Annotated in this window: 24 protein-coding genes; 17 read left to right on the top strand and 7 right to left on the bottom strand. The window is 63.0% G+C overall.

Going from position 1 to position 25,414, the window contains the following annotated elements; genetic code table 11:
* Nucleotides 1-46 precede the first annotated feature (46 nt).
* The gene (locus ACFOMF_RS01755; RefSeq protein ID WP_386360604.1) at nucleotides 47-295 is read left to right on the top strand and encodes a hypothetical protein; all 249 of its coding nucleotides are present in this window, start codon (nucleotides 47-49) and stop codon (nucleotides 293-295) included.
* A 16-nt stretch (nucleotides 296-311) separates the two neighbouring features.
* Here the strand turns inward: ACFOMF_RS01755 and sulA are convergent, their stop codons facing one another.
* Nucleotides 312-779: an SOS-induced cell division inhibitor SulA gene (gene sulA / locus ACFOMF_RS01750; RefSeq protein WP_386360602.1), complete on the bottom strand. Its 468-nt coding sequence runs from the start codon at nucleotides 777-779 to the stop codon at nucleotides 312-314.
* Between the two features lie 8 nt (nucleotides 780-787).
* Nucleotides 788-1,387: a transcriptional repressor LexA gene (gene lexA, locus ACFOMF_RS01745; protein WP_386360600.1), complete on the bottom strand. Its 600-nt coding sequence runs from the start codon at nucleotides 1,385-1,387 to the stop codon at nucleotides 788-790.
* Between the two features lie 135 nt (nucleotides 1,388-1,522).
* Here lexA and ACFOMF_RS01740 point away from each other — a divergent pair, with 135 nt between their 5' ends.
* From ACFOMF_RS01740 to ACFOMF_RS01730, 3 genes are read left to right on the top strand one after another with little or no spacing between them, the layout of a single operon-like run.
* Entirely contained in the window at nucleotides 1,523-2,047 is a 525-nt protein-coding gene (locus ACFOMF_RS01740) for a L,D-transpeptidase family protein (RefSeq protein ID WP_386360598.1), read from the top strand.
* Nucleotides 2,048-2,056: 9 nt separating this feature from the next.
* A complete protein-coding gene (nagZ, locus tag ACFOMF_RS01735; RefSeq protein WP_386360596.1) occupies nucleotides 2,057-3,055 on the top strand; it encodes a beta-N-acetylhexosaminidase in 999 nt (332 codons plus the stop codon).
* Nucleotides 3,056-3,075: 20 nt separating this feature from the next.
* The gene (locus ACFOMF_RS01730) at nucleotides 3,076-3,813 is read left to right on the top strand and encodes an S-methyl-5'-thioinosine phosphorylase (RefSeq protein WP_386360594.1); all 738 of its coding nucleotides are present in this window, start codon (nucleotides 3,076-3,078) and stop codon (nucleotides 3,811-3,813) included.
* Here ACFOMF_RS01730 and ACFOMF_RS01725 read toward each other — a convergent pair.
* Nucleotides 3,810-6,080: a DEAD/DEAH box helicase gene (locus tag ACFOMF_RS01725; protein ID WP_386360668.1), complete on the bottom strand. Its 2,271-nt coding sequence runs from the start codon at nucleotides 6,078-6,080 to the stop codon at nucleotides 3,810-3,812. The genes ACFOMF_RS01730 and ACFOMF_RS01725 overlap by 4 nt on opposite strands.
* A gap of 144 nt (nucleotides 6,081-6,224) precedes the next feature.
* Nucleotides 6,225-9,671, bottom strand: coding sequence for a transcription-repair coupling factor (gene mfd, locus ACFOMF_RS01720; RefSeq protein WP_386360592.1), 3,447 nt, complete (start codon nucleotides 9,669-9,671; stop codon nucleotides 6,225-6,227).
* A 306-nt stretch (nucleotides 9,672-9,977) separates the two neighbouring features.
* Between mfd and ACFOMF_RS01715 the strand changes: the two genes are divergently transcribed.
* From ACFOMF_RS01715 to sthA, 10 genes are all read left to right on the top strand, one after another.
* Nucleotides 9,978-11,444 carry a glyceraldehyde-3-phosphate dehydrogenase gene (locus ACFOMF_RS01715; protein WP_386360590.1) on the top strand — a complete coding sequence of 489 codons (1,467 nt, stop codon included), beginning with the start codon at nucleotides 9,978-9,980 and terminating at the stop codon, nucleotides 11,442-11,444.
* 331 nt (nucleotides 11,445-11,775) lie between these two features.
* Nucleotides 11,776-13,113, top strand: coding sequence for a Na(+)-translocating NADH-quinone reductase subunit A (locus tag ACFOMF_RS01710; protein ID WP_386360588.1), 1,338 nt, complete (start codon nucleotides 11,776-11,778; stop codon nucleotides 13,111-13,113).
* 2 nt (nucleotides 13,114-13,115) lie between these two features.
* On the top strand, nucleotides 13,116-14,327 hold the full coding sequence (locus ACFOMF_RS01705; protein WP_386360586.1) for an NADH:ubiquinone reductase (Na(+)-transporting) subunit B: 1,212 nt from the start codon (nucleotides 13,116-13,118) through the stop codon (nucleotides 14,325-14,327).
* Nucleotides 14,320-15,111 (top strand): Na(+)-translocating NADH-quinone reductase subunit C, encoded by a 792-nt coding sequence (locus ACFOMF_RS01700; protein WP_386360584.1) that lies wholly within the window; start codon nucleotides 14,320-14,322, stop codon nucleotides 15,109-15,111. The genes ACFOMF_RS01705 and ACFOMF_RS01700 overlap by 8 nt, the downstream gene beginning before the upstream one ends.
* Complete coding sequence (locus ACFOMF_RS01695) at nucleotides 15,108-15,782, top strand: NADH:ubiquinone reductase (Na(+)-transporting) subunit D (protein WP_386360667.1); 675 nt, start codon at nucleotides 15,108-15,110, stop codon at nucleotides 15,780-15,782. The genes ACFOMF_RS01700 and ACFOMF_RS01695 overlap by 4 nt, the downstream gene beginning before the upstream one ends.
* The gene (nqrE, locus tag ACFOMF_RS01690; RefSeq protein WP_386360582.1) at nucleotides 15,782-16,390 is read left to right on the top strand and encodes an NADH:ubiquinone reductase (Na(+)-transporting) subunit E; all 609 of its coding nucleotides are present in this window, start codon (nucleotides 15,782-15,784) and stop codon (nucleotides 16,388-16,390) included. Before ACFOMF_RS01695 ends, nqrE begins: the two co-directional genes overlap by 1 nt.
* A 12-nt stretch (nucleotides 16,391-16,402) precedes the next feature.
* The gene (nqrF, locus tag ACFOMF_RS01685) at nucleotides 16,403-17,626 is read left to right on the top strand and encodes an NADH:ubiquinone reductase (Na(+)-transporting) subunit F (RefSeq protein WP_386360580.1); all 1,224 of its coding nucleotides are present in this window, start codon (nucleotides 16,403-16,405) and stop codon (nucleotides 17,624-17,626) included.
* A gap of 1 nt (nucleotide 17,627) precedes the next feature.
* A complete protein-coding gene (locus ACFOMF_RS01680; RefSeq protein ID WP_386360665.1) occupies nucleotides 17,628-18,653 on the top strand; it encodes an FAD:protein FMN transferase in 1,026 nt (341 codons plus the stop codon).
* Nucleotides 18,650-18,886, top strand: coding sequence for a (Na+)-NQR maturation NqrM (nqrM, locus tag ACFOMF_RS01675; protein ID WP_386360579.1), 237 nt, complete (start codon nucleotides 18,650-18,652; stop codon nucleotides 18,884-18,886). Before ACFOMF_RS01680 ends, nqrM begins: the two co-directional genes overlap by 4 nt.
* 100 nt (nucleotides 18,887-18,986) lie before the next feature.
* Nucleotides 18,987-20,381, top strand: a complete 1,395-nt coding sequence (gene sthA, locus ACFOMF_RS01670; RefSeq protein WP_386360577.1) for a Si-specific NAD(P)(+) transhydrogenase — start codon at nucleotides 18,987-18,989, stop codon at nucleotides 20,379-20,381.
* 150 nt (nucleotides 20,382-20,531) lie between these two features.
* Here the strand turns inward: sthA and ACFOMF_RS01665 are convergent, their stop codons facing one another.
* From ACFOMF_RS01665 to ACFOMF_RS01655, 3 genes are read right to left on the bottom strand one after another with little or no spacing between them, the layout of a single operon-like run.
* Nucleotides 20,532-21,251 carry a glycerophosphodiester phosphodiesterase gene (locus ACFOMF_RS01665; protein ID WP_386360575.1) on the bottom strand — a complete coding sequence of 240 codons (720 nt, stop codon included), beginning with the start codon at nucleotides 21,249-21,251 and terminating at the stop codon, nucleotides 20,532-20,534.
* Nucleotides 21,248-21,541: a phosphodiesterase gene (locus ACFOMF_RS01660; RefSeq protein WP_386360574.1), complete on the bottom strand. Its 294-nt coding sequence runs from the start codon at nucleotides 21,539-21,541 to the stop codon at nucleotides 21,248-21,250. Before ACFOMF_RS01660 ends, ACFOMF_RS01665 begins: the two co-directional genes overlap by 4 nt.
* Nucleotides 21,542-21,544: 3 nt before the next feature.
* The gene (locus tag ACFOMF_RS01655; RefSeq protein ID WP_386360663.1) at nucleotides 21,545-22,105 is read right to left on the bottom strand and encodes a PilZ domain-containing protein; all 561 of its coding nucleotides are present in this window, start codon (nucleotides 22,103-22,105) and stop codon (nucleotides 21,545-21,547) included.
* Nucleotides 22,106-22,200: 95 nt separating this feature from the next.
* Between ACFOMF_RS01655 and ACFOMF_RS01650 the strand changes: the two genes are divergently transcribed.
* The 3 genes from ACFOMF_RS01650 to ACFOMF_RS01640 are packed head-to-tail and all read left to right on the top strand — an operon-like array spanning nucleotide 22,201 to nucleotide 25,386.
* A complete protein-coding gene (locus tag ACFOMF_RS01650; protein ID WP_386360572.1) occupies nucleotides 22,201-23,448 on the top strand; it encodes a lipoprotein-releasing ABC transporter permease subunit in 1,248 nt (415 codons plus the stop codon).
* A complete protein-coding gene (gene lolD / locus ACFOMF_RS01645; protein ID WP_386360571.1) occupies nucleotides 23,441-24,142 on the top strand; it encodes a lipoprotein-releasing ABC transporter ATP-binding protein LolD in 702 nt (233 codons plus the stop codon). Before ACFOMF_RS01650 ends, lolD begins: the two co-directional genes overlap by 8 nt.
* Entirely contained in the window at nucleotides 24,142-25,386 is a 1,245-nt protein-coding gene (locus ACFOMF_RS01640) for a lipoprotein-releasing ABC transporter permease subunit (RefSeq protein ID WP_386360569.1), read from the top strand. Before lolD ends, ACFOMF_RS01640 begins: the two co-directional genes overlap by 1 nt.
* Nucleotides 25,387-25,414: the final 28 nt, after the last annotated feature.

Here is a 25,414-nt window from a genome sequence, read left to right as displayed (position 1 = left end):
CGCTAGGCGGCTGTTACAATGCAAGCCTCAACCGGGAGAGCTGATCATGCCCACGTCATTTTTGGAAATTGTAGAACTGCCGGACGGGCGTATCGTATTGCGTCGCGCCGAAGATGAAGAGGTCTTGGTTACCCTCGATTTTGCCGACCCGGCCAAGGAGTTCCTCCACGGGCAGCATGTCGAAGTCGCCAAGGCGATGTTCAACGTAGGGGTGCAGATGGCTGGCCGCATGGTCGAGGGTGACTATGACCTCTACGATGAAGACGAGGAGCAGGCGCCGCGCGTGCTTCATTGACGCGTAGTCTGCCTGCTCACCCCAGGCGTACGTTCAGACTCTGCGCTTGACCCGACTGCCCCGCCGCCTGGAGTTTCATCCGGGCACCCGCGTCAATTTCATCCAGCCAGCTGACCACCGTGTGACTGCAGCCTGCGCTCAGGGCTCGGCACGCCAGTCCTATTACCGTCTGTTCGCCCTTCGGCTGTATCAGCAGGATGCGCTCGCAGTTCAGGCCGTTCTCGCGCAGCCACTGCCTGCAAATGGGGGCCGGCGGTGCGATCAGGGTCAGCCAGCGGCTGTCGGTCGCTTCGCTGAGCGGTCGCAGCATGCTGGCTAGCAGCAGCTCGCAATGTCCGCCATCACCGCTCAGGCTCAACTCGCTGAGGTTGGTCAGAGGGCGTGCGTGTGACTTGACGCTGGGCTGGAAGGGCAGCATCTGCTGGGCGAAGAGGCCTGCAAAAGGCAAGCGCCTGGTTTCCGGAGCAGGGGGTTGATGGTGCATGCTTTCTCCTAGCGACGGATGACGCCGACGCTCAAGCCCTCAATGATCAGCGGCTGGGTCTGCAGATCGACTTCGATGGGTGCGAACTCAGGATTTTCCGCCAGTAACCAGACCCGGTCTCCCTCGCGCTTGAAGCGCTTGACGGTCACTTCGTCGTCCAGCCGGGCGACCACCACCTGGCCGTTACGGGCCTCGCGCGTGGCATGTACGGCCAGCAGGTCGCCGTCGAGAATGCCGATGTCCTTCATGCTCACGCCCTGGACCCTCAGTAAGAAGTCCGCGCGGGGATGAAATAGCGCCGGGTCGATCTGGCAGCATTGCTCGATGTGCTGTTGCGCAAGAATCGGCGCTCCGGCGGCGACCCGGCCGATCACGGGCAGACCGGTGTCCTGCCGCTGCTCGGGTATGCGAATGCCCCGTGACGCACCAGGGGTCATTTCGATCGCGCCCTTGCGGGCCAGTGCCTTGAGATGATCCTCGGCGGCGTTGGGCGATTTGAAACCGAGCTCCTGGGCGATCTCCGCCCGGGTGGGGGGAAAGCCGTTCTCTTCAAGGCAACGCTTGATGAACTCGAGGATTTCGGTCTGGCGAGGCGTCAGCTTGATCATGGCTGTCTTCTGGTTTTCTATACAGGTGCTGGGATTATATACAGTGTGAGCGGGTTGGCAATCGAGCGGTTGCCCAGTCCCTCGACGAACGGGGTGGAACGCCACTCCGGGGCACTGATCGGCTAAGCTATGCCGATGACTCCACTCGACTTCATCCATGTCTCCCTTGCCGATCAGCAGCTCTACGGCTTCGTCGCCGACGAATTGCGGTTGCGCATGCCCGTGTCTTCCGCCGCCAACGGAGCGGGCGAGCGCAACGGTTCAGGTCGTACCCCGCGCGGTCTGCATCAGGTGCGGGCGCGAATCGGCGATGGACTGCCGGAGGGTGCGGTGTTGCGCGGCCGGCGCTTCACCGGTGAAATCTGGACGCCGGCGTTGCACGAGCAGTTTCCCGGCCGCGACTGGATCCTCACCCGGATCCTGTGGCTCAGCGGCTGCGAGCCTGGGATGAATCGCCTTGGCGAGGTGGACACCTTTCGCCGCTATATCTACCTGCACGGCACGCCGGACCTCGAGCCCATGGGCGAGCCCCGCTCCCACGGCTGCCTGCGGCTGCGCAACGCCGACCTGCTGCGGCTCTTTCCCCTGGTACCGCCACACTGCCCCGTGCGCATTGACGAAGCGGCCTGTGCCGAATGGGCGCAGGCCGCCATCGCTTAAGGATTTCCCATGCAAGGCTCTCTGATGCTGGACATCGCCGGCACCTGGCTGACTGCCGAGGATCGACACCTGTTGCGTCAGCCCGAGGTGGGCGGACTCATTTTGTTCGCGCGTAACATCGAGCATCCGCGGCAGGTGCTCGAGCTCTGCCGCTCGATCCGCGCGCTGCGGCCTGACCTGCTGCTAGCGGTGGATCAGGAGGGCGGCCGTGTGCAGCGGCTGCGCCAGGGTTTCGTGCGCCTGCCCGCCATGCGCCGCTTCGCTGGCAGGGCAAATGCCGAAGCGCTGGCCAATGCCTGCGGCTGGTTGATGGCCACCGAAGTGCTGGCGGTGGGGCTGGACTTCAGCTTTGCCCCGGTGCTGGATCTGGATCACGGTCGCAGTGCCGTGATCGGCGCTCGTGCTTTCGAAACCGAGCCCGGGGCGGCCGTGGCACTGGCGGGGGCCTTCATCGATGGCATGCACCAGGCCGGCATGGCCGCGACCGGCAAGCATTTCCCGGGGCATGGCTGGGCGGAGGCGGATTCCCATGTTGCCATTCCGCTCGACGAGCGCGATCTCGATAGCCTCAGGCAGGCGGACATGCTGCCGTTCGCCCGGTTGACCGGGCGGCTCGATGCGATCATGCCGGCGCATGTGATCTATCCGCAGGTGGACGAGCAGCCGGCCGGTTTCTCCCGTCGCTGGTTGCAGGACATCCTGCGTGGCGAGCTGGGTTTTGCCGGCACACTGTTCAGCGACGACCTGTCCATGGCGGGTGCGCACGTGGCAGGCGATGCCGGCGAGCGGATCACGGCAGCTCTGGCGGCGGGCTGCGACATGGGCCTGGTCTGCAACGACCGCGCCGCTGCCGAACTGGCGCTGACGGCGCTGCAGCGTGACGGGGTGATCGCTCCCGCGCGGCTGGCCGGCATGCGTCGGCGGACCGGCGATGGCCTGGACTACAAACAGCACCCGCGCTGGCTGGAGTCGCTCAGCCTCCTGCGCCGCGCCGAACTCATCGATTAGCCTTTCAGAGGATTAGCTCCATGACCATCCACGCCATCATCGGCGGCACCGGCCTGACCGAGCTGACCGGCATGACCGACCTCGAGCCGCTCCACCTGGATACGCCCTACGGGCCGCCCTCCGCACCGGTCCTGCGCGGCGAGTTCGCCGGGCGGCCGGTGCTGTTTCTCGCCCGCCATGGCCATCCGCACCGGATCCCGCCGCATCAGGTCAACTACCGGGCCAACCTCTGGGCGCTCAAGGAGGCCGGCGCCGAAGCGGTGCTGGCGATGAACGCCGTCGGCGGTATCCACATGGCCATGGGCTCCGGGCATTTCTGTGTTCCCCATCAGCTCATCGATTACACCTATGGCCGGGAGCACACCTTCTTCGCCGGCGCGCTTGAGCACGTGACCCATGTCGACTTCAGTTATCCCTACGACCCGGCCCTGAGGCAGCACCTGATCGCCGCGCTGGCGGCTGAAGGCTATGCCTTCAGCGACCATGGGGTGTATGGCTGTACCCAGGGGCCGCGGTTGGAGACCGCCGCCGAAGTGGTCCGCCTGGAGCGCGATGGCTGTGACATCGTCGGCATGACCGGCATGCCCGAGGCAGTGTTGGCGCGTGAGCTGGATCTGCCCTATGCGTGCCTCTCGCTGGTGGTCAACCCGGCTGCCGGCAAGACCGCCGGCGTCATCACCATGGCGGAGATCGAAGCGGTGCTCGCCGAGGGAATCGGCAAGGCTCGAGCGGTACTGGCGCGAGTGCTCGCAGGCTAGCGAGCCGGGTCGGCAAGGGGCGCGAACAGCGCCTCGATCTCGCTCTGCTGGAGATCGCATACCCGTTCCCCGTCCTGCTCCAGCAGGTCGCTGGCCAAGGTCGCCTTGCGCCGTTGCAGCTGTTGGATCTTTTCTTCCACGGTGCCGCGGGCAATGAGCTTGTAGACCAGCACCGGCTTGTCCTGGCCGATACGGTAGGCGCGATCGGTAGCCTGATCCTCGGCGGCGGGGTTCCACCAGGGGTCGAAATGGATCACGGTGTCGGCGGCCGTGAGGTTCAGGCCGGTGCCTCCCGCCTTGAGGCTGATGAGGAACAGGGCGACCTGTCCCCGCTGGAAGCGCTCCACCGGGGTGCGCCGATCCACCGTCTTGCCGGTGATCTGCACGTAATCGATCTTCCTGCTTTTGAGCTCTCCCTCGATCAGTGCGAGCATCGAGGTGAATTGCGAGAAAAGCAGGATGCGGCGCCCTTCGGCCAGTTGCTCATCGAGGATGGTCAGAAGGCAGTCCAGCTTTGCCGAACCCCGTGACGGCCTTTCGAGCTTCTTCACCAGACGCAGGTCACAGCAGACCTGGCGCAGCTTGAGCAGTGCCTCCAGGATCACCAACTGGCTGCTTGCCAGGCCGTGGCGTTCGATCTCGCGACGCACCTTGCGGTCCATGGTCAGGCGGATGCTCTCATAGGCATCACGCTGGGCCGGGCTCAGCTCGACCCACTGGATGATCTCGATCTTTGGCGGAAGCTCGCGCGCCACGTCCTCTTTTTTACGACGTAGCAGAAACGGCTGGATGCGCGTCTGCAGCTGCTGCAGGCGGGCCTGGTCGCCGTGTTTCTCGATCGGGAACCGGTAGTCGCGGTTGAACGCCTTGGCATCACCGAGCCAGCCGGGCATCAGGAAATGAAACAACGACCAGAGCTCGCCCAGATGATTTTCCAGCGGCGTGCCGGTCAGGCAGAAACGTTGTCGTGCCTGTAGCCGCCGAGCTGCCTGAGCCGCCTTGCTGGTGGCATTCTTGATGTTCTGCGCCTCGTCGAGGATCACCAGATGCAGGGGCAACTGTTCCAGCGTGTCTATATCCCGCGAGAGTAGCGGGTAGGTGGTCAGCAAGAGATCGAAATCGCGCAGCGCATTTAAATCGTGCGCTCGTTTGCTGCCGTGCAGGGACCGTACCCGCAGTTCCGGGGCGAAACGCGCGGCTTCGTCCAACCAGTTCGGAATCAGGCTGGTCGGCATTACCACCAGACTGGGCAGGGTCAGGCGTCCTGCCTGTTTTTCGCTCAAGAGGTGGGCAAGGCTTTGCAGGGTCTTGCCCAAGCCCATGTCGTCGGCCAGGATTCCTCCCACCCGCAGCCCGCCAAGGGTCTGCATCCAGCGAAGCCCCTGCAGCTGGTAGCCGCGCAGGGTGGCCTGAAGGCCCATGGGCTGGCCTGTCGCACAGCGATCATAGTCGCGAAGGCTGCGGGCAAACTGCAGCAGCGCGTCGCCACCTTGCCACTGCAGCGTGCTGCCTTCCAGATCGAGCAGGCGAGAGGCGTCGCTACGATCAAGGCGCAGTCGATCGTCGCTCTGGTGAAGGCAGGTGTCGGCAAGCAGTGCGAGGATGGGTTTCAGGCGGCCCAGCGGCAGCGCGACGTTGAACGGGGTGCGCGCTTCGAGCGTGAGACGCATCAGTTCGTGGTCGGCGCGCAGGGCGAGCCGCTTGTGATCGGCCAGGCCTGGGTGCGACGAGCGAATCAGTCTGAGCAGGACCGGCACCAGGCTGATGCGTTCGTTGTCGACGACCAGCCCGAGGTCCAGCTCGAAGTGGCGCTGTCCAGGGAGTTCGTCGACCTGGGCGTACCAGTGCTGGACGCTGTGCAGGTCGAAGGCGAACCCCGACTGGATCTCGATGCGCCAACCCTCCTGTCGCAACAGGGCAAGGTGCTCGGTGGCAAAGCGCAGCCATGCCGGCTCGCTCGGCAGGTCGAACATCTCGCCAGAGTCCTTGGGCAATGCCTGGCTCTGGCGCAGGGCCGGACTGAAGCCAAGCTCGAGCAACCGTTGCCGGTAGGCCTGCTCGACCCGGGTCTGGCGGACAATGCTGAGACGGCTTTCCCCATCCTTCACCGACAATCGTTCGTTGGGCCGAGCCTTATCGTGGGTCCGCGCGTCGAGATAAGCGAAGCTGAGACCGGCGCGGTGTTGCAGTGCAGGGACCATCCGGCCGCTGCCGGGTTGATAGTTGAGTCCCGCGTGGCTGCCCAGGCTGAGCATGGGAAGCGGCATCAGATCATCGATCAGGCGCACGTCCCGTTCATTGCCAGCGCCGTCGTGGCCGCTTCGTTCAGGATCCAGGCGCGGCACGGCGGGCTCCTGTCAGGGGGCAGGTCGTCGCGGACGAGCCCCGCCGCGGAAGATCCTGCGGGTTGCTCATCCCGCCCGGTCTGCCGGAGTCAGGCGCTCCAGCAGCGCCTCCAGGGTGTTGAAACGGTCTTCGGCGCGTTCCATCGGAACCTGAATCTTGAACAGGGTAGCGCCTTCCAGTCGATAGCGATTGGGCTGTGCCTGGATCATCTTCACCAGAACCAGCGGATCGACGCAGGTGCTGGCGGCAAATTCGATGCGTCCCCCCTGGGGGCCGGCGTCGATCTTGGCGACTCCAAGCTTCTCGGCCTGCAGTTTGAGCAGTGTCAGGCGCATCAGATGCTTGGCCGGTTCCGGCAGCAGGCCGAAGCGATCGATCATTTCCACCTGCAGCTCGTTCAGGGCGTCTTCGGTTTCGGCAGAGGCGATGCGTTTATAGAGGATCAGGCGCGCGTGCACGTCGGGCAGGTAGTCCTCGGGGATCAATGCCGGCACCCGCAGGTTGATCTCCACGCCGCCGCCGAGCGGCTGTTCGAGGTTCGGCTGCTCACCCTTGCGGATGGCTTTCACCGCCCGTTCGAGCATCTCCATGTAGAGCGTGAAGCCCACCGCCTGGATCTGGCCGCTCTGGCCTTCGCCAAGCAGCTCGCCCGCGCCACGGATTTCCAGGTCGTGGGTGGCGAGAATGAAGCCGGCCCCCAGGTCCTGCGCACCGGCGATGGCCTCCAGGCGCTTCTGGGCATCCTCGGTCATCTGCTTGCGCGGCGGTGTAAGCAGATAGGCGTAGGCTTGGTGGTGGCTGCGGCCGACTCGGCCGCGTAGCTGATGCAGCTGGGCCAGGCCGAACTTGTCGGCGCGCTCGATGATGATGGTGTTGGCGCTCGGCACGTCGATGCCTGTTTCGATGATGGTGGAAGCCACCAGCACATTGAAGCGCTTGTGGTAGAAGTCGCTCATCACCTGTTCGAGTTCGCGCTCGCGCATCTGTCCATGGCCGACCGCGATGCGTGCCTCCGGTACCAGGTCGGCCAGCTCGCGGGCGGTCTTTTCGATGGTCTTCACCTCATTGTGCAGGTAGTACACCTGCCCGCCGCGAAGCAGTTCGCGCAGCAAGGCCTCCTTGATGACCGCGTTCTGCTGCTCCATCACGAAAGTCCGCACCGACAGCCGGCGCGCCGGCGGCGTGGCGATGATCGACAGGTCGCGCATGCCCGCAACCGCCATGTTCAGCGTCCGCGGGATAGGTGTGGCGGTCAGGGTGAGGATATCCACCTCGCTGCGCAATGCCTTGAGCTGTTCCTTGTGGCGCACGCCGAAGCGGTGCTCCTCATCGATGATGACCAGCCCGAGATTGCTGAACCTGACATCGCTCTGCAAGAGTTTGTGGGTGCCGATGACGATGTCGATCTTGCCGTCGGCAAGCGCGGCCATGGCCTGTTCGATATCCTTGGCCGATTTGAAGCGGCTCATGACTTCGACCTTGACCGGCCAGTCGGCGAAGCGGTCGCGGAAGCTGTTGTAATGCTGTTGGGCGAGCAGAGTGGTCGGCACCAGAACCGCGACCTGACGTCCGCCGTGGGCGGCGATGAAGGCGGCACGCATGGCCACTTCGGTCTTGCCGAAGCCCACGTCGCCGCAGACCAGGCGATCCATCGGCTTGCTCGAGAGCATGTCCGCGCGGACCGCCTCGATGGCGTTCTGCTGGTCGACCGTTTCCTCGAACGGAAACCCGGCGCTGAAGGTCTCGTAGTCCGCTGCCGGGTCGCCGAAGGCGAAGCCCTTGCGGGCAGCGCGGCGGGCATAAATGTCGAGTAGTTCGGCGGCGACGTCGCGAACCTGCTCGGCCGCCTTGCGCTTGGCCTTCTGCCACTGTTCGGAACCCAGCCGATGCAAGGGAGCGAGGGCATCGTCGCTGCCGGTGTAGCGGGCGATCAGGTGCAGGCTGGCCACCGGTACATAGAGCTTGGCTTCTTCGGCGTACTCGAGCATCAGGAACTCGGCGGCCTGGCCTTCCACTTCCAGGGTGGTCAGGCCGAGGTAGCGGCCAACGCCGTGGTCGATGTGGACCACCGGCGCGCCTTCGCGCAACTCGGTAAGGTTCTTGATGACGTTCTCGCCACCTTCTCGGCCCTTTTCCCGTCGGCGACGCTGCATGACCCGCTGACCGAACAGACCGGTCTCGGCGATCAGGGCGACCGGTTCGAGCAGCATCCCCTCGTCAAGCGAGGCGACGGTGATCGACAGGCGCTCCTGGCTTTCGAGGAAGGCGGGCCAGCCATCGACCTCCTGGGGACGGATCTTCAGTCTCGCAAGCAATTCGAGCAGCACCTCGCGACGGCCCGCCGATTCGGCCGTGAACAGGACCCGGCCCGGATACTGGTCGAGAAACTGGCGCAGGGCGCCCAGGGGTTCAGTTGCCTTGGCCTCGATCGATAGCGTCGGCAGCGGTCGCGCAGCGAAGCGTTCGCGGCCGACGCCAGGCTCGAAATCCTCGCTGCTGACCACCACGCGGGGCGACTGCTTGAGTCTCGCAAAGCAATCCTCCACCGGCAGGAACAGCTCGGTTGGAGGCACCAGCGGCCGCTCCGGGTCGTAACGGCGGTCCTCGTAACGGCTGCGCACATCGTTCCAGAACTGTTCGGCAGCCTGCTCGATGCCCGGCAGCGAGAACACCTGGGTGTCCTGCGGCAGGTAATCGAACAGCGTGGCGGTTTCCTCGAAGAACAGCGGCAGGTAGTACTCGATGCCCGCTGGCGTGATGCCGGTGGAAAGATCCTGATAAATGGGGCAGCGGCGAAAATCCACGTCGAAGCGCTCGCGGAAGCGGGCGCGGAAGCCGGTCACCGATTCCTTGCGCAAGGGAAATTCCCGGGCGGGCAGCAGGCGAATGGCCTCTACCTTGTCGATCGAGCGCTGGGTCTCCGGATCAAAGGTCCGCAGGGTCTCGATCTCTTCATCGAAAAGGTCGATGCGGTAGGGAAGCTCGCTGCCCATGGGAAAGAGGTCGATCAGCGCGCCGCGGACGGCGAACTCGCCATGCTCGTAGACCGTATCGACAAAACGGTAGCCCGCGGCTTCCAGGCGACCGCGCATTTCTTCGACATCCAGCCGCTGACCGACATCCAGCACCAGGCTGGAACCGAGCATGAAGCGAACCGGCGCAAGCCTGTGCAGGGCCGTGGCGATGGGCACCACCAGCACGCCATGGCGCAAGCCGGGCAGCTCGTAGAGCGCCGAGATGCGCTGGGAGATGATGTCCTGGTGGGGCGAGAAGACATCGTAGGGCAGGGTTTCCCAGTCAGGGAAATGCAGCACGGGCAGTGCTGGGGCGAAGAAGGCCAGCTCCTGTTGGAGGCGCTCGGCACTGCGGCTGTCGGGGGTCAGCAACAGAGTGAATCGAGTGGCGCTACTGGCGGCCTCGGCGATGGCCAGGCTCAGCGACGCGCCGGTCAGGTTTCCCCAATGTTGCTTGCCGCTGGCGGCCGGCAGGGGCGGAAGGCGCAATACGGACACAGGTGGGCGTGACTCCGATGAAATGGATCGGGAAGATTGTAACTATCGTGACGTTTCACTGTCAGTGTTTGGGTCGTGCCATTATCCACCCGATGTTCGGGTTCCAGAGTAGGACCCGGTGCGGACGGATTGGTTGGGCCATTCCAGCGAGCGACAAGCAGCAGCGCAGTGTTTCGAAAGCCTTTCTGTGCTTTCGATGCCGGCGGGAAGCAAGGCAAGCGGGGAGATAATGGATGACTGACCGAGGCCTGCATTGCCGGCACCAGGGGGTGCCGTCATAATGTAGTCCTTTTTCGAAGCCCCTACATGTGGAAGGAACTGCCCGTGAATCAGAAGCCCGACCAGTGTCTTGGAGAATGGATCGATCGTGAAGCCCTTGCCGAGGCGATGATTCCGCTGATTGGCCAGCTGTACCGCAACAACAATGTCGTTACCTCGATCTACGGCCGCGGCCTTATCAATCGCTCGGTCATCGCGATCCTAAAGGCACACCGCTTTGCCCGTCACCGCATGGCCGACCAGGACGAACTCTCGGTCCATGACACCTGCCAGGCGCTCAAGACCATGAGCGAGATGAGCCTCGGTGCCGCTTCGGTCGACCTGGGCAAGCTGGTTTCGAAATTCAAATCCGAAGGCAACGGCCGCTCGCTCGACCAGTTCGTGCGCGAAGAGCTGGCCGATGTCGCCGACAAGCGCAACGCCAGCGCCCGTCGCGGCACTGACGTAGTGCTCTACGGTTTCGGTCGAATCGGCCGGCTGCTGGCGCGCATCCTCATCGAGAAGACCGGTGGTGGCGAAGGTCTGCGCCTGCGCGCGATTGTCGTGCGCAAGGGGTCCTCCGACGATCTGATCAAGCGTGCCAGCCTGCTGCGTCGCGATTCGGTGCATGGCCCGTTCGAGGGAACGCTGGTCATCGATGCCGAAAACAACACCATCACTGCCAACGGCAGCCTGATTCAGATCATCTACTCCAACGATCCCGCTTCGGTCGACTATACCCAATACGGCATCGAAAACGCGCTGCTGGTGGACAACACCGGCAAGTGGCGTGACGCCGAGGGTCTGGGTCAGCATCTGAAGTGCCCGGGTGTCGGTCGCGTGGTGCTCACCGCGCCGGGCAAGGGGGAGCTGAAGAACATCGTCCACGGCATCAACCACTCGGAAATCACCGATGACGACAAGATCATCTCGGCGGCGTCCTGCACCACCAATGCCATCGTGCCGGTGCTGAAGGCGGTGTACGACAAGTACGGCATCCAGCATGGCCATGTGGAAACCGTGCACTCCTACACCAACGACCAGAATCTGATCGACAACTTCCACAAGGGCAGTCGTCGTGGTCGTAGCGCCGCGTTGAACATGGTCATCACCGAGACAGGGGCCGCCACGGCTGCTGCCAAGGCGCTGCCCGTTCTCAAAGGCAAGCTCACGGGCAACGCCATCCGCGTGCCGACGCCGAACGTGTCCATGGCGATCCTCAACCTGACCCTGGACAAGCCGACCTCCCGTGAAGAGATCAATGAGTACCTGCGCCAGATGGCCATGCACTCCGATCTCCAGAAGCAGATCGACTTCGTCAATTCGCCAGAGGTTGTTTCCAGTGATTTCGTCGGTTCGCGCCACGCCGGCGTAGTCGACGCCGAGGCGACCATCTGCAACGACAACCGCGTCGTGCTGTATGTCTGGTACGACAATGAATTCGGTTACAGCTGCCAGGTCGTGCGGGTCATGGAAGAGCTGGCGGGTGTACACCCGGCATCCTTTCCGCGCTGATTAGACTTAGGTCTCAAGAAGGGCTCGCTTCCGGTCAGGAAGCGAGCCCTTTTGTTTTTCCCCGAAAGCGGGGCAGGTCCATGCCCCCAGCGCTTGGCGTCGACCCTGGTAGGGCTCGGTGTCGTAACGAAAACAGTCGGATTGCCCTTTTTTTGGAAAGGCTCGGGTGGCCAGCCGGTGCAAACGAACCCTATAATTGCGCGGTTTATTTTCAGGATGCCGTGACAAGTGGTCGCGCCTCTCAGGGGGGAGGGCGCTGATGCAGGCTTCGCCCTGTAGCCAGGATGTCCAGGCGTCGAAAGCTTTTCCATTCAGCAGGTTAGGCAAACCCATGATCCAAATAAAGCGTGGGCTCGATTTGCCCATAGCCGGCGCGCCCGTTCAGCGTATCGAGGCCGCGAGGCCAGTGCGCAGCGTCGCCGTCATAGGCTTCGACTATCCGGGGATGAAACCGACCATGAACGTCCAGGTCGGTGATCGCGTGAAGTTGGGGCAGGTCTTGTTCAGTGACAAGAAGACCGAAGGTGTGCATTTTACCTCGCCGGGAGCTGGGGTCGTGAGCGCCGTTCACCGGGGTGAGAAGCGCGTCCTGCAGTCGGTGGTCATCGATCTCGAGGGCGACGAGGAAGTCACTTTCGCCAGCTACGACAGCTCGGCACTGGAGGGGCTCGGCGACGAAAAGGTGCGCCAGAATCTCCTCGAGTCCGGCCTGTGGACCGCGCTTCGTACCCGTCCGTACAGCCGTGTACCGGCTCCGGACGCTACGCCGAAGTCGATCTTCGTCACCGCCACCGACACCCATCCTCTGGCGGCAGATCCTCAGGTCATCATTGCCGATCAGGCCGAGTCGTTCGAGGCCGGCCTCAAGGTGCTTGGCAACATCGCCAACATCTACCTGTGCAAGGCCGAGGGTGCTTCGCTGCCGGGCGAGAGTCTGGCGAAGGTGCGCACCGAAATCTTTTCCGGGCCGCATCCTGCGGGGCTGGCCGGTACGCACATCCACTTCCTCGACCCGGTCAGCGCAGTGAAGAGCGTCTGGACCATCGGTTACCAGGACGTGATTGCGGTCGGCAAGCTGTTCACCAGCGGCCGTCTGTCTGTCGAGCGGGTGGTAGCCCTGGCGGGGCCGGTGGTCGAGCAGCCGCGTCTGCTGCGTACCCGTCTGGGTGCCAGTCTGGATGAACTCACCGCAGGCGAACTGCAGGCCGGCGGCAACCGGATCGTATCCGGTTCGGTACTGGGCGGGCGTACCGCCCATGGCGCCTTTGCTTTTCTCGGTCGCTACCACGTTCAGGTTTCCTGCCTGCGTGAGGGTCGTGAACGTGAGTTGATGCACTACCTGCGTGCCGGTGGCGAGAAGCACTCGGTGTTCCACATCTATATCTCCAAGCTGATGGCCGGCAAGAAATTCGCGTTGTCCACCACCACCAACGGCAGCCCCCGAGCCATGGTGCCGACCGGCAACTACGAGGAAGTCGTGCCCCTGGATGTCCTGCCTACCCAGCTGCTGCGCTCGCTCATCGTCGGCGATACCGAGATGGCACAGAAGCTCGGCTGCCTTGAGCTGGATGAAGAAGACCTGGCCCTGTGCACCTATGTATGCGCTGGCAAGTACGAGTACGGCCCGATCCTGCGGGACAATCTCACCCGCATCGAGAAGGAGGGTTGACCATGGGTCTGCGATCAATGCTCGACAAGATCGAGCATCATTTCGAAAAAGGCGGCAAGCACGAGAAGTATTACGCCCTGTATGAGGCACTCGATACCTTCTTCTACCGTCCAGGCAGCGTAACCAAGACAACCGCTCACGTGCGCGACGGCATCGACCTCAAGCGCATGATGATCACCGTCTGGCTGTGCACCTTCCCGGCCATGTTCTTCGGCATGTGGAACACCGGGTACCAGGCCAACCTGATCTACGCGGCCAACCCTGAGTTGCTGCAGGCCCAGCAGGGCTGGAACTTCGCGCTGATCTCGGCGCTGGCCGGGTTTGACCCGAACAGTCTCTGGGACAACCTCGTCCAGGGTGCGGCGTACTTCCTGCCTGTCTATGCGGTGACCTTCATTGTCGGTGGTTTCTGGGAAGTCCTCTTCGCCTCGATCCGCAAGCACGAAGTCAACGAAGGCTTTTTCGTCACCTCGGTGCTGTTCGCCCTGATCCTGCCGCCGTCCATTCCCCTGTGGCAGGTGGCGATGGGTATCAGCTTTGGCGTGGTGCTGGGCAAGGAAGTGTTCGGTGGTACCGGCAAGAACTTCCTCAACCCGGCGCTGACCGGTCGTGCCTTCCTGTTCTTCGCCTATCCCGCGCAGCTGTCGGGGGACGAGGTCTGGACCGCGGTTGACGGTTTCGCTGGCGCCACGGCTCTTAGCCTGGGCTTTACCGGCGGCATCGACAACATCGTCGACAACGGCATCACCTGGATGAACGCCTTCGTCGGCACCATCCATGGCTCGCTCGGGGAAACCAGTACGCTGGCGATCCTGATCGGTGGCGCAGTGTTGCTGATGACCAAGATCGCCTCGTTCCGCATTGTCAGCGGCGTGATGATCGGCATGATCGGACTGAGCACGCTGTTCAACCTGATCGGCTCCGATACCAATCCGCTGTTCGGTATGCCCTGGTACTGGCATCTGGTGGTGGGCGGCTTCGCCTTCGGCATGATCTACATGGCCACCGATCCGGTCTCCGCCTCGATGACGAACACTGGCAAGTGGATCTTCGGCATCCTCATCGGTGTCATGGTGGTCCTGATCCGTGTGGTCAACCCGGCGTTCCCGGAGGGCATGATGCTGGCGATCCTGTTCGCCAACCTGTGTGCGCCTGTGATCGATCACTTCGTGGTCCAGGCCAATATCAAGCGGAGGCTGGCACGCAATGTCTAGTCAGAAAGATTCCACGGCCCGCACGCTCACGGTCGCGTTGCTGGTCTGCCTGGTTTGCTCCATCTTCGTGGCGGGCGCGGCTGTCTCGCTACGACCCATCCAGCTGGAAAACGCGCTGCTCGATCGTCAGCGCAGCATTCTCGCGATCGCCGGGCTCGGCGAGCCGGGCATGTCGCGCGAGCGTATCCAGTCGGTCTATGCCGAGCGCATCGTGCCGCGTCTGGTAAATCTCGAAAGCGGTGAGTTCAGCGACGAGTTCGATCCGGAGAGCTTCGACCCGCTGGTGGCTGCCAAGGATGCCTCCCTGTCCCGCTCACTGAGCTCGCAGGAAGACATCGCCTCGATCAAGCGTATCGAGCGCTACTCCACCATCTATATGGTGGAAACCGACGGCGAGATCGAAAGCGTGATCCTGCCGGTCCGTGGATACGGGCTGTGGTCGACGCTGTACGGTTTCCTGGCCGTCGAAGCCAGCGACCTGAACACCGTCGTCGGTCTGGGCTTCTACCAGCACGGCGAAACGCCGGGTCTCGGCGGTGAGGTCGATAATCCGCGCTGGCGCGGCATATGGCCAGGCAAGGAACTGTTCAACGAAGCCGGCGATCCTGCCATTCGGGTAGTGAAGGGTGGTGTCGATCCACAGAGCCCGAACGCCCGCCATCAGGTTGACGCGCTGGCAGGGGCGACCCTCACCAGTGACGGTGTCACCAACCTGCTCCAGTTCTGGCTCGATGAAAACGGCTTCGGACCTTTTATCGCTAACTTGCGCGCCGGGGGTGCCTGATCATGTCGCAACCTACCGTTAAGGAAGTCCTGTTAAATCCGGTCTTCAACAACAACCCCATCGGCTTGCAGATCCTCGGGATCTGCTCGGCCCTGGCGGTCACCACCAACCTCAACACTGCGCTGGTGCTTTCGGTTGCGCTGACGCTGGTGTGTGGCTTCTCGAACCTGTTCGTCTCGATGATCCGCAGCCAGATCCCCAGTTCGATCCGCATGATCGTGCAAATGGTGATCATCGCGTCGCTGGTTATCCTGGTCGACCAAGTGCTGAAGGCCTTTGCCTACAGCCTGTCAAAGCAGCTATCGGTGTTCGTCGGCTTGATCATCACCAACTGTATCGTCATGGGTCGCGCGGAAGCCTTCGCCATGCAGAACCCGCCGATGCTGTCGTTCTTTGACGGTATCGGCAACGGCCTGGGTTATAGCGCCATGCTGGTTGCGCTGGGCATCATCCGCGAACTGTTCGGTGCCGGTAGCTTGATGGGTTACACCATCTTCCCGGTAGTCAACGACGGCGGTTGGTACCTGCCCAACGGCATGCTGTTGCTGCCGCCTTCGGCCTTCTTCCTGATCGGGCTGTTCATCTGGGGCATTCGCGCCTGGAAGAAAGAGCAGGTCGAGAAGCCCGACTTCAAAATGGCGCCCCAGGTATCCAGCAAGGAGGCGTACTGATGGAACACTACATCAGCCTGTTCGTCCGTGCCGTGTTCGTCGAGAACATGGCCCTGGCGTTCTTCCTCGGGATGTGTACCTTCATTGCCATCTCCAAGAAGGTAGAAACATCCTTAGGCCTCGGTATCGCCGTCATCGTCGTATTGGCCATCACGGTTCCGGCCAACAACCTGATCTACACCTATCTGCTCAAGGCCGGGGCGCTGTCCTGGGCCGGGATGCCGGAAGTTGACCTCAGCTTCCTCGGCTTGCTGAGCTACATCGGTGTGATCGCGGCGCTGGTGCAGATCCTGGAGATGCTCCTCGATCGCTACGTGCCATCGCTGTACAACGCGCTAGGGGTGTTTCTGCCACTGATTACCGTGAACTGCGCGATCCTCGGGGCGACACTGTTCATGGTGGAGCGCGACTACACCCTGGGTGAAAGCGTGGTGTACGGCTTCGGTGCAGGCACGTCCTGGGCCCTGGCCATCGTGCTGCTTGCCGGTATTCGCGAGAAACTCAAGTACAGCGATGTGCCTGAGGGGTTGCGTGGCCTAGGCATCACCTTTATCACCATCGGCCTGATGTCCCTGGGCTTCATGTCGTTTTCCGGCGTCCAGCTGTAAGGGGAAGGACCGATGAATTTTGAAATCTTCCTTGCCATCGGCATGTTCACCGCCATCGTATTGGTGTTGGTCATGCTCATCCTGGCGGCACGCGCCAAGCTGGTGAACAGCGGCGATGTGAGTATCGAGATCAACGGCGAGCGCTCGCTCACCGTACCAGCCGGCGGCAAGCTGTTGCAGACACTGGCTGACAATGGAATTTTCCTGTCGTCCGCTTGTGGCGGGGGCGGGACCTGCGCCCAGTGCAAGTGCATCGTCGAGAGCGGCGGTGGCGACATGCTGCCGACCGAAGAATCCCACTTCAATCGTCGCGAAGCGGCCGAAGGCTGGCGTTTGTCCTGCCAGACCCCGGTCAAGGGCGACATGAAGGTGGAGGTTCCGGAAGAAGTCTTCGGCGTGAAGAAATGGGAATGCACGGTGGAGTCCAACCCCAACGTGGCCACTTTCATCAAGGAGCTGACCCTGCGCCTGCCAGAAGGCGAGAACGTCAACTTCCGTGCCGGTGGTTACGTGCAGCTGGAGTGTCCGCCGCACACGGTCAATTACAAGGACTTCGACATCCAGCCGGAATACCGTGGCGACTGGGACAAGTTCGACATGTGGCGCTATGTATCGAAAGTGGATGAAACCACCATTCGTGCCTACTCCATGGCGAATTACCCGGAAGAGCGGGGCCTGGTGAAATTCAACATTCGGATCGCCTCGCCGCCGCCGGGCAAGGACGATATTCCTCCGGGCAAGATGTCGTCGTTCGTGTTCAATCTGAAGCCGGGTGACAAGATCACGGTATACGGACCTTTCGGGGAGTTCTTCGCCAAGGATACCGACGCCGAAATGGTCTTCATCGGCGGTGGCGCAGGCATGGCGCCAATGCGCTCGCACATCTTCGATCAGCTCAAGCGCTTGAAGTCCACTCGCAAGATGAGCTTCTGGTATGGCGCGCGCTCGCTGCGCGAGGCCTTCTATGTCGAGGAGTACGACCAGCTCCAGGCTGAAAATGAGAACTTCACCTGGCACCTGGCGCTGTCCGATCCCATGCCGGAGGACAACTGGGAGGGGCCGACCGGGTTCATCCATAACGTCCTGTACGAAAACTATTTGAAAGACCATCCGGCGCCGGAAGATTGCGAGTTCTACATGTGCGGTCCACCGATGATGAATGCGTCGGTGATCAAGATGCTGATCGAGCTGGGTGTCGAGCCGGAGAACATCCTGCTCGATGACTTCGGCGGCTGACATGGGGCAACCCTTCCTTCGGCCCGTCATCGTTGTCGCCCTGGCGACAGCCTTGGCGGGCTGTCTCGTTCAGGATTCCGTCGAAACCTACGTAGGTCCGACCATGGGCAGTACCTACTCGGTCAAATACGTGCGAACCGAGCAAGGGCCGGCTCCCGAGCAGATGCAGCGAGAAACGGAAGCCTTTCTCGCTGAGCTTGACGCCCAGGTCTCGACCTACCGGCCCGACTCCGATATCCAGCGTTTCAATGCGGCGCCGGCAGGCACTTGCATGCCCATGGCCGATAGCGTGCTGGCCATGGTGTCCGAAGCGGCAGCGCTGTCAGATCTGAGCCAGGGCGCCCTGGATCTGACGATCGCGCCCTTGCTCGACGCATGGGGCTTTGGTCCCAATGTCCGCGAGGAACGCGTACCGACCGAGCAGGATCTCGCGTCGGCGCGCGAGCGGGTGGGTTACCAGCATCTGAGCATCGTCGACGGCGAACTCTGCAAGTCCGCGCCGGTGGTTCTCGATTTCAACAGCATCGCCGCCGGGTATGCAGTCGACAGGGTCAGTGCGCACCTGGAGGAACTCGGCGTCCGGAGCTACCTGGTTGAAATCACCGGAGAGCTCAAGGCGGTTGGCGTCAAGCCCGACGGCTCGCCTTGGCGAATTGCCATCGAGGCGCCGGTGGAGGGGGAGCGCACCGCGCAGCAGATCATCGAACTCGACGACTATTCGATCTCCACGTCCGGTGACTACCGCAACTACTTCGAGCGCGACGGAAAGCGCTTTTCGCACACCATCGACCCTGCGTCAGGCGTACCGATCCAGCATGCGCTGGCATCCGTGACCGTGGCCGATCCATCGGCACTTCGTGCGGACGCCTTGTCCACTGTATTGCTGGTTCTCGGGCCTGAACGCGGTATGGCGTTCGCAGAGCGCGAAGGGATCGCCGCGTTCTTTGTCACACGTGAGGAGCAGGCCTTCATCACTACAAGCACCGATGCGTTCGAACGCCTCTTCGGTGCGGGAGCAGATCAATGACCTGGCTACTGGTATTTCTCATCATGCTGTTGGTGGTCGCCGGCATGGCTGTCGGTGTGATCATGGGGCGCAAGCCCATCGCCGGTTCCTGCGGCGGCATCGCCAATCTGGGTATCGAGAAGGATGAGTGCCCGATCTGTGGCGGCAACCAGGACAAGTGCGACGAGGCCAATTCGGACAGCGGCGACAAGCCGTTCCGCCCGGAGTTGGCGCGGGACGCCACCAAGGGCTGAGGGGCGCGCCATCGCCATCCGCAAGCGGATGGACAACCCCCTTAGGGGATCGACATCCGTGGCAGGCCCAGCCGGTACTGCCACGTCTACAGGAGTGAGTATGGCTGTCTACAACTATGACATTGTGGTGCTGGGCTCGGGCCCGGCAGGGGAAGGTGCGGCGATGAACGCCGCCAAGGCGGGCCTGAAGGTTGCTGTCGTCGAGAACCGTCGTCAGGTGGGCGGTGGCTCTACCCATTTCGGCACCATCCCGTCAAAAGCCCTGCGTCATTCCGTACGCCAGATCATGCAGTACAACAACAACCCGCTTTTTCGCCAGATCGGTGAACCACGCTGGTTTTCCTTTCCCGATGTCCTCAAGAGCGCCGAGCGGGTCATCGCCAAGCAGGTCACCTCGCGCACGGGTTACTACGCTCGCAATCGCATTGACCTGTTCTTTGGTACCGCGAGCTTTGCCGACGAGAACACCATCGAGGTGGTCTGCCACAGCGGCGTGCTCGAGCGCCTGAGCGCCAAGCAGATCATCATTGCCACCGGTTCGCGGCCCTACCGTCCGGCGGATATCGACTTCAATCACCCGCGTATCTATGACAGCGATACCATCCTGAATCTGAGCCACACTCCGCGCCGGCTGATCATCTATGGCGCCGGGGTGATCGGTTGCGAGTATGCCTCTATCTTCAGCGGCCTCGGGGTTCTGGTGGACCTCGTCGACAACCGCGACCAACTGTTGAGCTTTCTCGACAGCGAGATCTCCGATGCGCTGAGCTACCACCTGCGCACCCACAATGTGCTGATCCGCCACAACGAGGAGTACGAGCGCGTCGAAGGCATCGAGCACGGCGTCATCCTGCACACCAAGTCCGGAAAGAAGATCAAGGCCGACGCGCTGCTCTGGTGCAACGGCCGTAGCGGCAATACCGACCGCCTGGGGCTGGAGAACATTGGCATCCAGGTCAATAGCCGGGGCCAGATCCAGGTCGACCAGGCCTACCGCACCGAAGTCGAGAATGTCTATGCCGCCGGTGACGTCATCGGCTGGCCGTCGCTGGCTAGCGCCGCATACGACCAGGGGCGTTCCGCTTCGGGCAGTATCGTGGGCAACGATACCTGGCGGTTCGTCGACGATGTGCCGACCGGTATCTACACCATTCCCGAGATCAGTTCGATCGGCAAGAACGAGCGTGAACTGACGCAGGCGAAAATCCCCTACGAGGTGGGCAAGGCATTCTTCAAAGGCATGGCGCGAGCGCAGATCTCTTCTGAGGAGGTGGGCATGTTGAAGATCCTGTTCCACCGTGAAACCCTGGAATTGCTGGGTGTTCACTGCTTCGGTTACCAGGCTTCGGAAATCGTGCACATCGGCCAGGCGATCATGAACCAGCCGGGCGAAGCCAATTCCCTGAAGTACTTCGTCAACACCACGTTCAACTATCCGACCATGGCAGAAGCCTACCGGGTAGCGGCCTTCGATGGGCTGAACCGGCTTTTTTGAGCGGCTCCGCCCGCTGGCCTGAGGCGGGCGGGGACGACTTCTTCGCGGATTCGGCAGCCTGGCGCTGGCCGAATCGGGAGAGTTTCTAGGCAGGCATGCCGGCGGCCACTCCCTGGGTGCGCTGCCGGTCACATCGCGATGCGCGATGTTTCACTGCGGGTCCAGCACCTGGCGCGCGCGGCTGGGGTAGTCGGTGATCAGGCTGTCCACGCCCATCGCCGCAAGTGCCCGCCATTCGGATTCGCTGTTCACCGTCCATACCGACACGTGCAGGCCTTGCGCCTGGGCGGCGGCCAGGTTCTCCCTGGTGCACAGGCTTTTCTTCAATGCCAGCAGATGGCAGCCATGAGCCGCAGCCCGTTCCAGCGCACCCTCCCAGCGTTCGGCGACGAGACCGCAGGCAAGCTCCGGCGTCAGCTCGCTGAGCGCCTTCAGCACCTGGGCCGAGCTACTGGTGACCGTGACCCGCTCGCTCAGCCCATGGGTGCGAACGCACTCCAGGATCTTGAGTACGGTGGCCCTTGCACGCGTGCGCGAGGCGCTTTTGACCTCCAGTTGCCAGTGCTTGAAGTCACATCGCTGGAATAGCTCGTCGAGCCGGGGAACAGGGCAGGGGGCTGGCCACGCCGGGCCCGCAGCTCTGGCATCCAGGGCGACCAGGGCATCGGCATCCCAGTCGCCGACCTTGCCGGGCACTCCGGTGGTCCGCTCCAGGGTCGGATCATGGATCACCATCAGCTCGCCGTCGCGGGAGAGGTGCAGGTCCAGCTCACAGCGGCGCACCCCCTGCTCCAGGCAATACTGGAAACTGGCCAGGGTGTTCTCGGGGACTTCGCCTCGCGCCCCGCGATGACCGTAGAGCCGGGTCATGGGTTGGCCAGGTGTGGCTGATGGTGCGCCACGCTGTTGACTACCCGGTCGTGCTCGAAATACACGGAAAAGGTGCGGTAATCCCAGCGGCTGATGGGCGGCTCCCCTACGGGTGGATGCTCCCGGTCGGCCAGGCCGAAGGTTTCGAGCACCGCGCGCTGGCTATCGCCCCGCTGCGGCAGGGTGAGGTCGCTGGAGGCCTGCTGGCCGACGGGGATATGGATCTGTTCGGCATGCAGCAGCGGACTCAGCAGCAGGCATAGGCCGAGCAGCAGCGTGTGTCGCGCCATGGGTCAGGCTCCTTGGGGTGAATTGCGGGCCAGGCGGCGTTCCAGCGCCTGTTTCTGCAGGATATGGCGGGCGAGCAACTGACGCTGGGGGTCGCTCAGCTCCTCGAACTCAGTGCCTATGTCGAACTGGCCATCGTCACGAGCGTTGCAGTAGAGCACCCTTGCCTTGATCTGCAGTCCCAGGGCCTGGGGCAGCAGGACCATCTTCAGCACCAGGCCTCGGCCTGGCTCCAGCGCCTGGCCGTGGTCGAAGCGCAGCCCTCCTTCGGACAGGATCACCGGCTGGGGTGTGCCGACATCATGCAGGAGCTCCTGGGCCAGGGCCTGGCCAAGCAGGTCGATGCGCCTGTTCTGCAGCTTGAGGTAATTGGCCAATGTGCGGTTGCGATCGCCCAGCTGGCGTAGCAGGGGCTGCGCTTCGGCTTCGAGCTGATGGAGTTCGGCGAGCAGGGCAAACAACGGAGAGGGCGCGGCCGCGGGGCTGTCCGCGGGCAGGATTTCCAGTGCGATCCGGTCGTCGATGCGATAGTATTCGCGGCGTTCTTCAAGCGCTTCGGTCATCATGGCGGCGGGTAAACAGACGTGATGGCCTGAGTGTATCAGCCTGGGCAGGTGCCGGCCGCTTGCCATCTCTCATTCCCCAGAATCATTTTCTCTCTATGTTCAGACCCTTGTCTGTCTTCATCGGGACGCGTTACACACAAGCCAGACGCCGAACGCTTTTCGTCTCCTTCATCTCGCTCACTTCGATGATCGGGTTGGCGCTGGGCGTGTCGGTGATGATTCTGGTGCTCTCGGTCATGAACGGATTCGACCATGAGATGCGTACCCGCGTCCTGGGGATGATTCCGCACGCCACGGTGCAGAGCCCCACGCCCATCGACGACTGGCCAGCGCTGGCGGCCCGCCTGGAGCAGCACCCCGAGGTGTCGGTCACGGCACCTTTCATCCAGGCACAGGGGCTGTTGACCTACCAGGGAGCGGTACAGAAGACCCTGGTCAACGCGATCGACCCGGAGGCCGAGCGATCGGTATCGATCATCGACGATTACTTCATCGAGGGTAACCTCGAGGCGCTGGAGCCCGGTGCGTTCGGCATCCTCATCGGCGACCGTGCCGCTCGTGCGCTGGGCGTCGGGGTAGGGGATCTGGTCACCTTCGTCGCGCCTGAGGTCATAGTGACGCCGGCTGGCATGTTCCCGCGGATGAAGCGGTTCACCGTGCAGGGTATTTTCCATGTCGGCGCCGGTGAGATCGACGGCTTCGTGGCGGTAGCGCACGTCCAGGACCTGGCCAGGCTGCAGCGCTGGCGTGTCGACCAGGTTCAAGGGCTGCGTCTGCGCCTGGACGATCTGTTCCAGGCGCCCCGCATCGCTCGCGACCTGGCGGTCGAGCTGGGCGACACTTATTTCGCCCGGGACTGGACGCGCAGCCACGGTAATCTCTATCAGGCGATCCGCATGGAAAAGACCATGATCGGCCTGCTTCTCTTGCTGATCGTAGCGGTCGCCGCGTTCAACATCATCTCCACCCTGGTGATGGTGGTGACCGACAAGCGCGGCGACATCGCCATCCTGCGTACCCTGGGAGCCACGCCTGGGCAGGTGATGGGTATCTTCATGGTCCAGGGGACGGTGATCGGCGTGGTGGGAACGCTGATCGGCGGGGCGCTGGGCGTGGTCGCCGCGCTGAATGTCAGTCGCGGGGTCGCTGCGCTGGAGCGTCTGCTCGGTCATCAGTTTCTCAGTGCCGATGTCTATTTCATCGATTATCTGCCGTCGCGGCTGATGGTCGACGACGTGCTGCTGGTCTGCCTCTCGGCACTGCTGCTGAGCTTTTTCGCCACGCTCTATCCCGCCTGGCGGGCGGCCCGAGTCCAGCCGGCGGAGGCCCTACGTTATGAGTGAACAGCCGATGAACGATTCCCGCGCGGTGCTGCGCTGCAGCAATCTGGGCAAGAGCTACGAAGAGGGCCCGCAGCAGGTTCGGGTGCTCGGGGGCCTCGAACTCGAACTCTTCCCCGGCGATCGGGTTGCCATCGTGGGTACCTCGGGCTCCGGCAAGAGCACCCTGCTGAACCTCTTGGGCGGGCTCGATACCCCCAGCGAGGGAAGCGTCTGGCTGGCCGGTGAGGAGCTCTCGGCGCTGGGTGAAAAGGAGCGGGGGCTGCTGCGCAATCGGGCGCTGGGTTTCGTCTACCAGTTCCATCACTTGCTGCCGGAGTTCAGCGCGCTGGAGAACGTCTGCATGCCGCTGCTGATCGGGCGCACTCCTATCCCCGAGGCTCGCCGTCAGGCGACCGAACTGCTGGAGCGGGTAGGGCTCGGGCATCGCCTGCACCACAAGCCGGCGGAGCTTTCTGGCGGCGAGCGCCAGCGGGTCGCCATCGCCCGTGCGTTGGCCAACCGCCCGGCGCTGGTCCTGCTGGATGAGCCGACTGGCAACCTTGACCATCACACCGCTCAGGGCATACAGGAGCTGATGCAGGAGCTGAGTCGCTCGATGGGGACGGCATTTCTGGTCGTGACCCACGATCCGCAACTGGCCGCCCAGATGGACCGCATCTGGCGCCTGGAAGACGGCCGGCTGGTGGCTGCCTGATGTTCCGGCCGCTCACGCTGTTCATCGGCAGCCGCTACACCCGGGCGAAAAAGCGCAGCCAGTACATCTCCTTCATTTCCCTGACCTCGATGATCGGTCTGACCCTTGGGGTCATGGCGCTGATCATCGTGCTGTCGGTGATGAACGGTTTCCAGCGCGAAATGAGCTCGCGGATCCTTGGGCTGGTGCCGCACGCGGTGGTGTCTTCTGCCGAGCCGATGACCGACTGGCCGGCGGTGGCGCAGCGCGTATTGTCTCATCCGGAGGTGCTGGCCAGCGCGCCGCTGACCCAACTGGAGGGCATGTTTTCGCACCGTGGCGAGATGCAGCCGATCCAGATCAGCGGTATCGATCCGCTACTGGAACCCGGAGTTTCCACGCTGGCCGAGAGCATGATGGTCGGCCGGCTCGAGGATCTGCGCCCTGGTGACTTCGGGGTCATCGTCGGCCAGGCCACAGCCTGGCGATTCGGGCTTTCGGTGGGAGATCGGCTGACGCTGATCGTGCCCGAGTCCAGCGATACTCCAGCCGGTGTCACGCCACGCATGCACAGGCTCACGGTAGCCGGGATCTTTCGCGTCGGCGCCGAGCTTGACGGCAGCCTGGCGATGATCCACCGCAGCGATGCCGCGACCATGCAGCGCTGGGACCCCGAGCAGGTGCAGGGCGTCCGGCTGGCGCTGGCGGATCTCTACCGTGCGCCTCTGTTCGCGGCGCAGCTCTCCGCGGAGCTGGGCAGCAATTACCAGGCCGAAGACTGGTCGCGAACCCAGGGCAGCCTGTTCAGTGCAATGCAGATGGAAAAGACCATGATCGGCCTGTTGCTGATGCTGATCGTGGCGGTTGCCGCGTTTAACATCATCGCCACGCTGATCATGGTGGTGGCGGACAAGCGCACCGACATCGCCATCCTGCGCACGCTCGGGGCAACGCCGGGGCAGGTCATGGCGATCTTCATGGTGCAGGGCTGCATCATCGGTTTCAGCGGTACGCTCATCGGCGCGTCGCTTGGAGTGGTGGCGGCGTTGAACGTGAGCGAACTGGTGGGCTGGCTGGAGCGGCTCTCGGGTCAGCACCTGTTCTCGGCGGATGTCTACGTGATCAGTTCGCTTCCTTCAGAGCTGCAGTGGTCGGATGTGGGAACAGTTGTGGTCAGCGCGCTGGTCCTGAGTTTCCTGGCGACCCTTTATCCAGCCTGGCGTGCCGCCCAGACCCAGCCCGCCGAAGCCTTGCGCTACGCCTAGTCGGTCCTTGTACCGGTAGCACGAGGTT

The organism is Stutzerimonas tarimensis (genome assembly GCF_042648805.1).
Classification (GTDB): Bacteria; Pseudomonadota; Gammaproteobacteria; order Pseudomonadales; family Pseudomonadaceae; genus Azomonas; species Azomonas tarimensis.
This window is presented reverse-complemented; position numbering and strand designations above follow the sequence as displayed.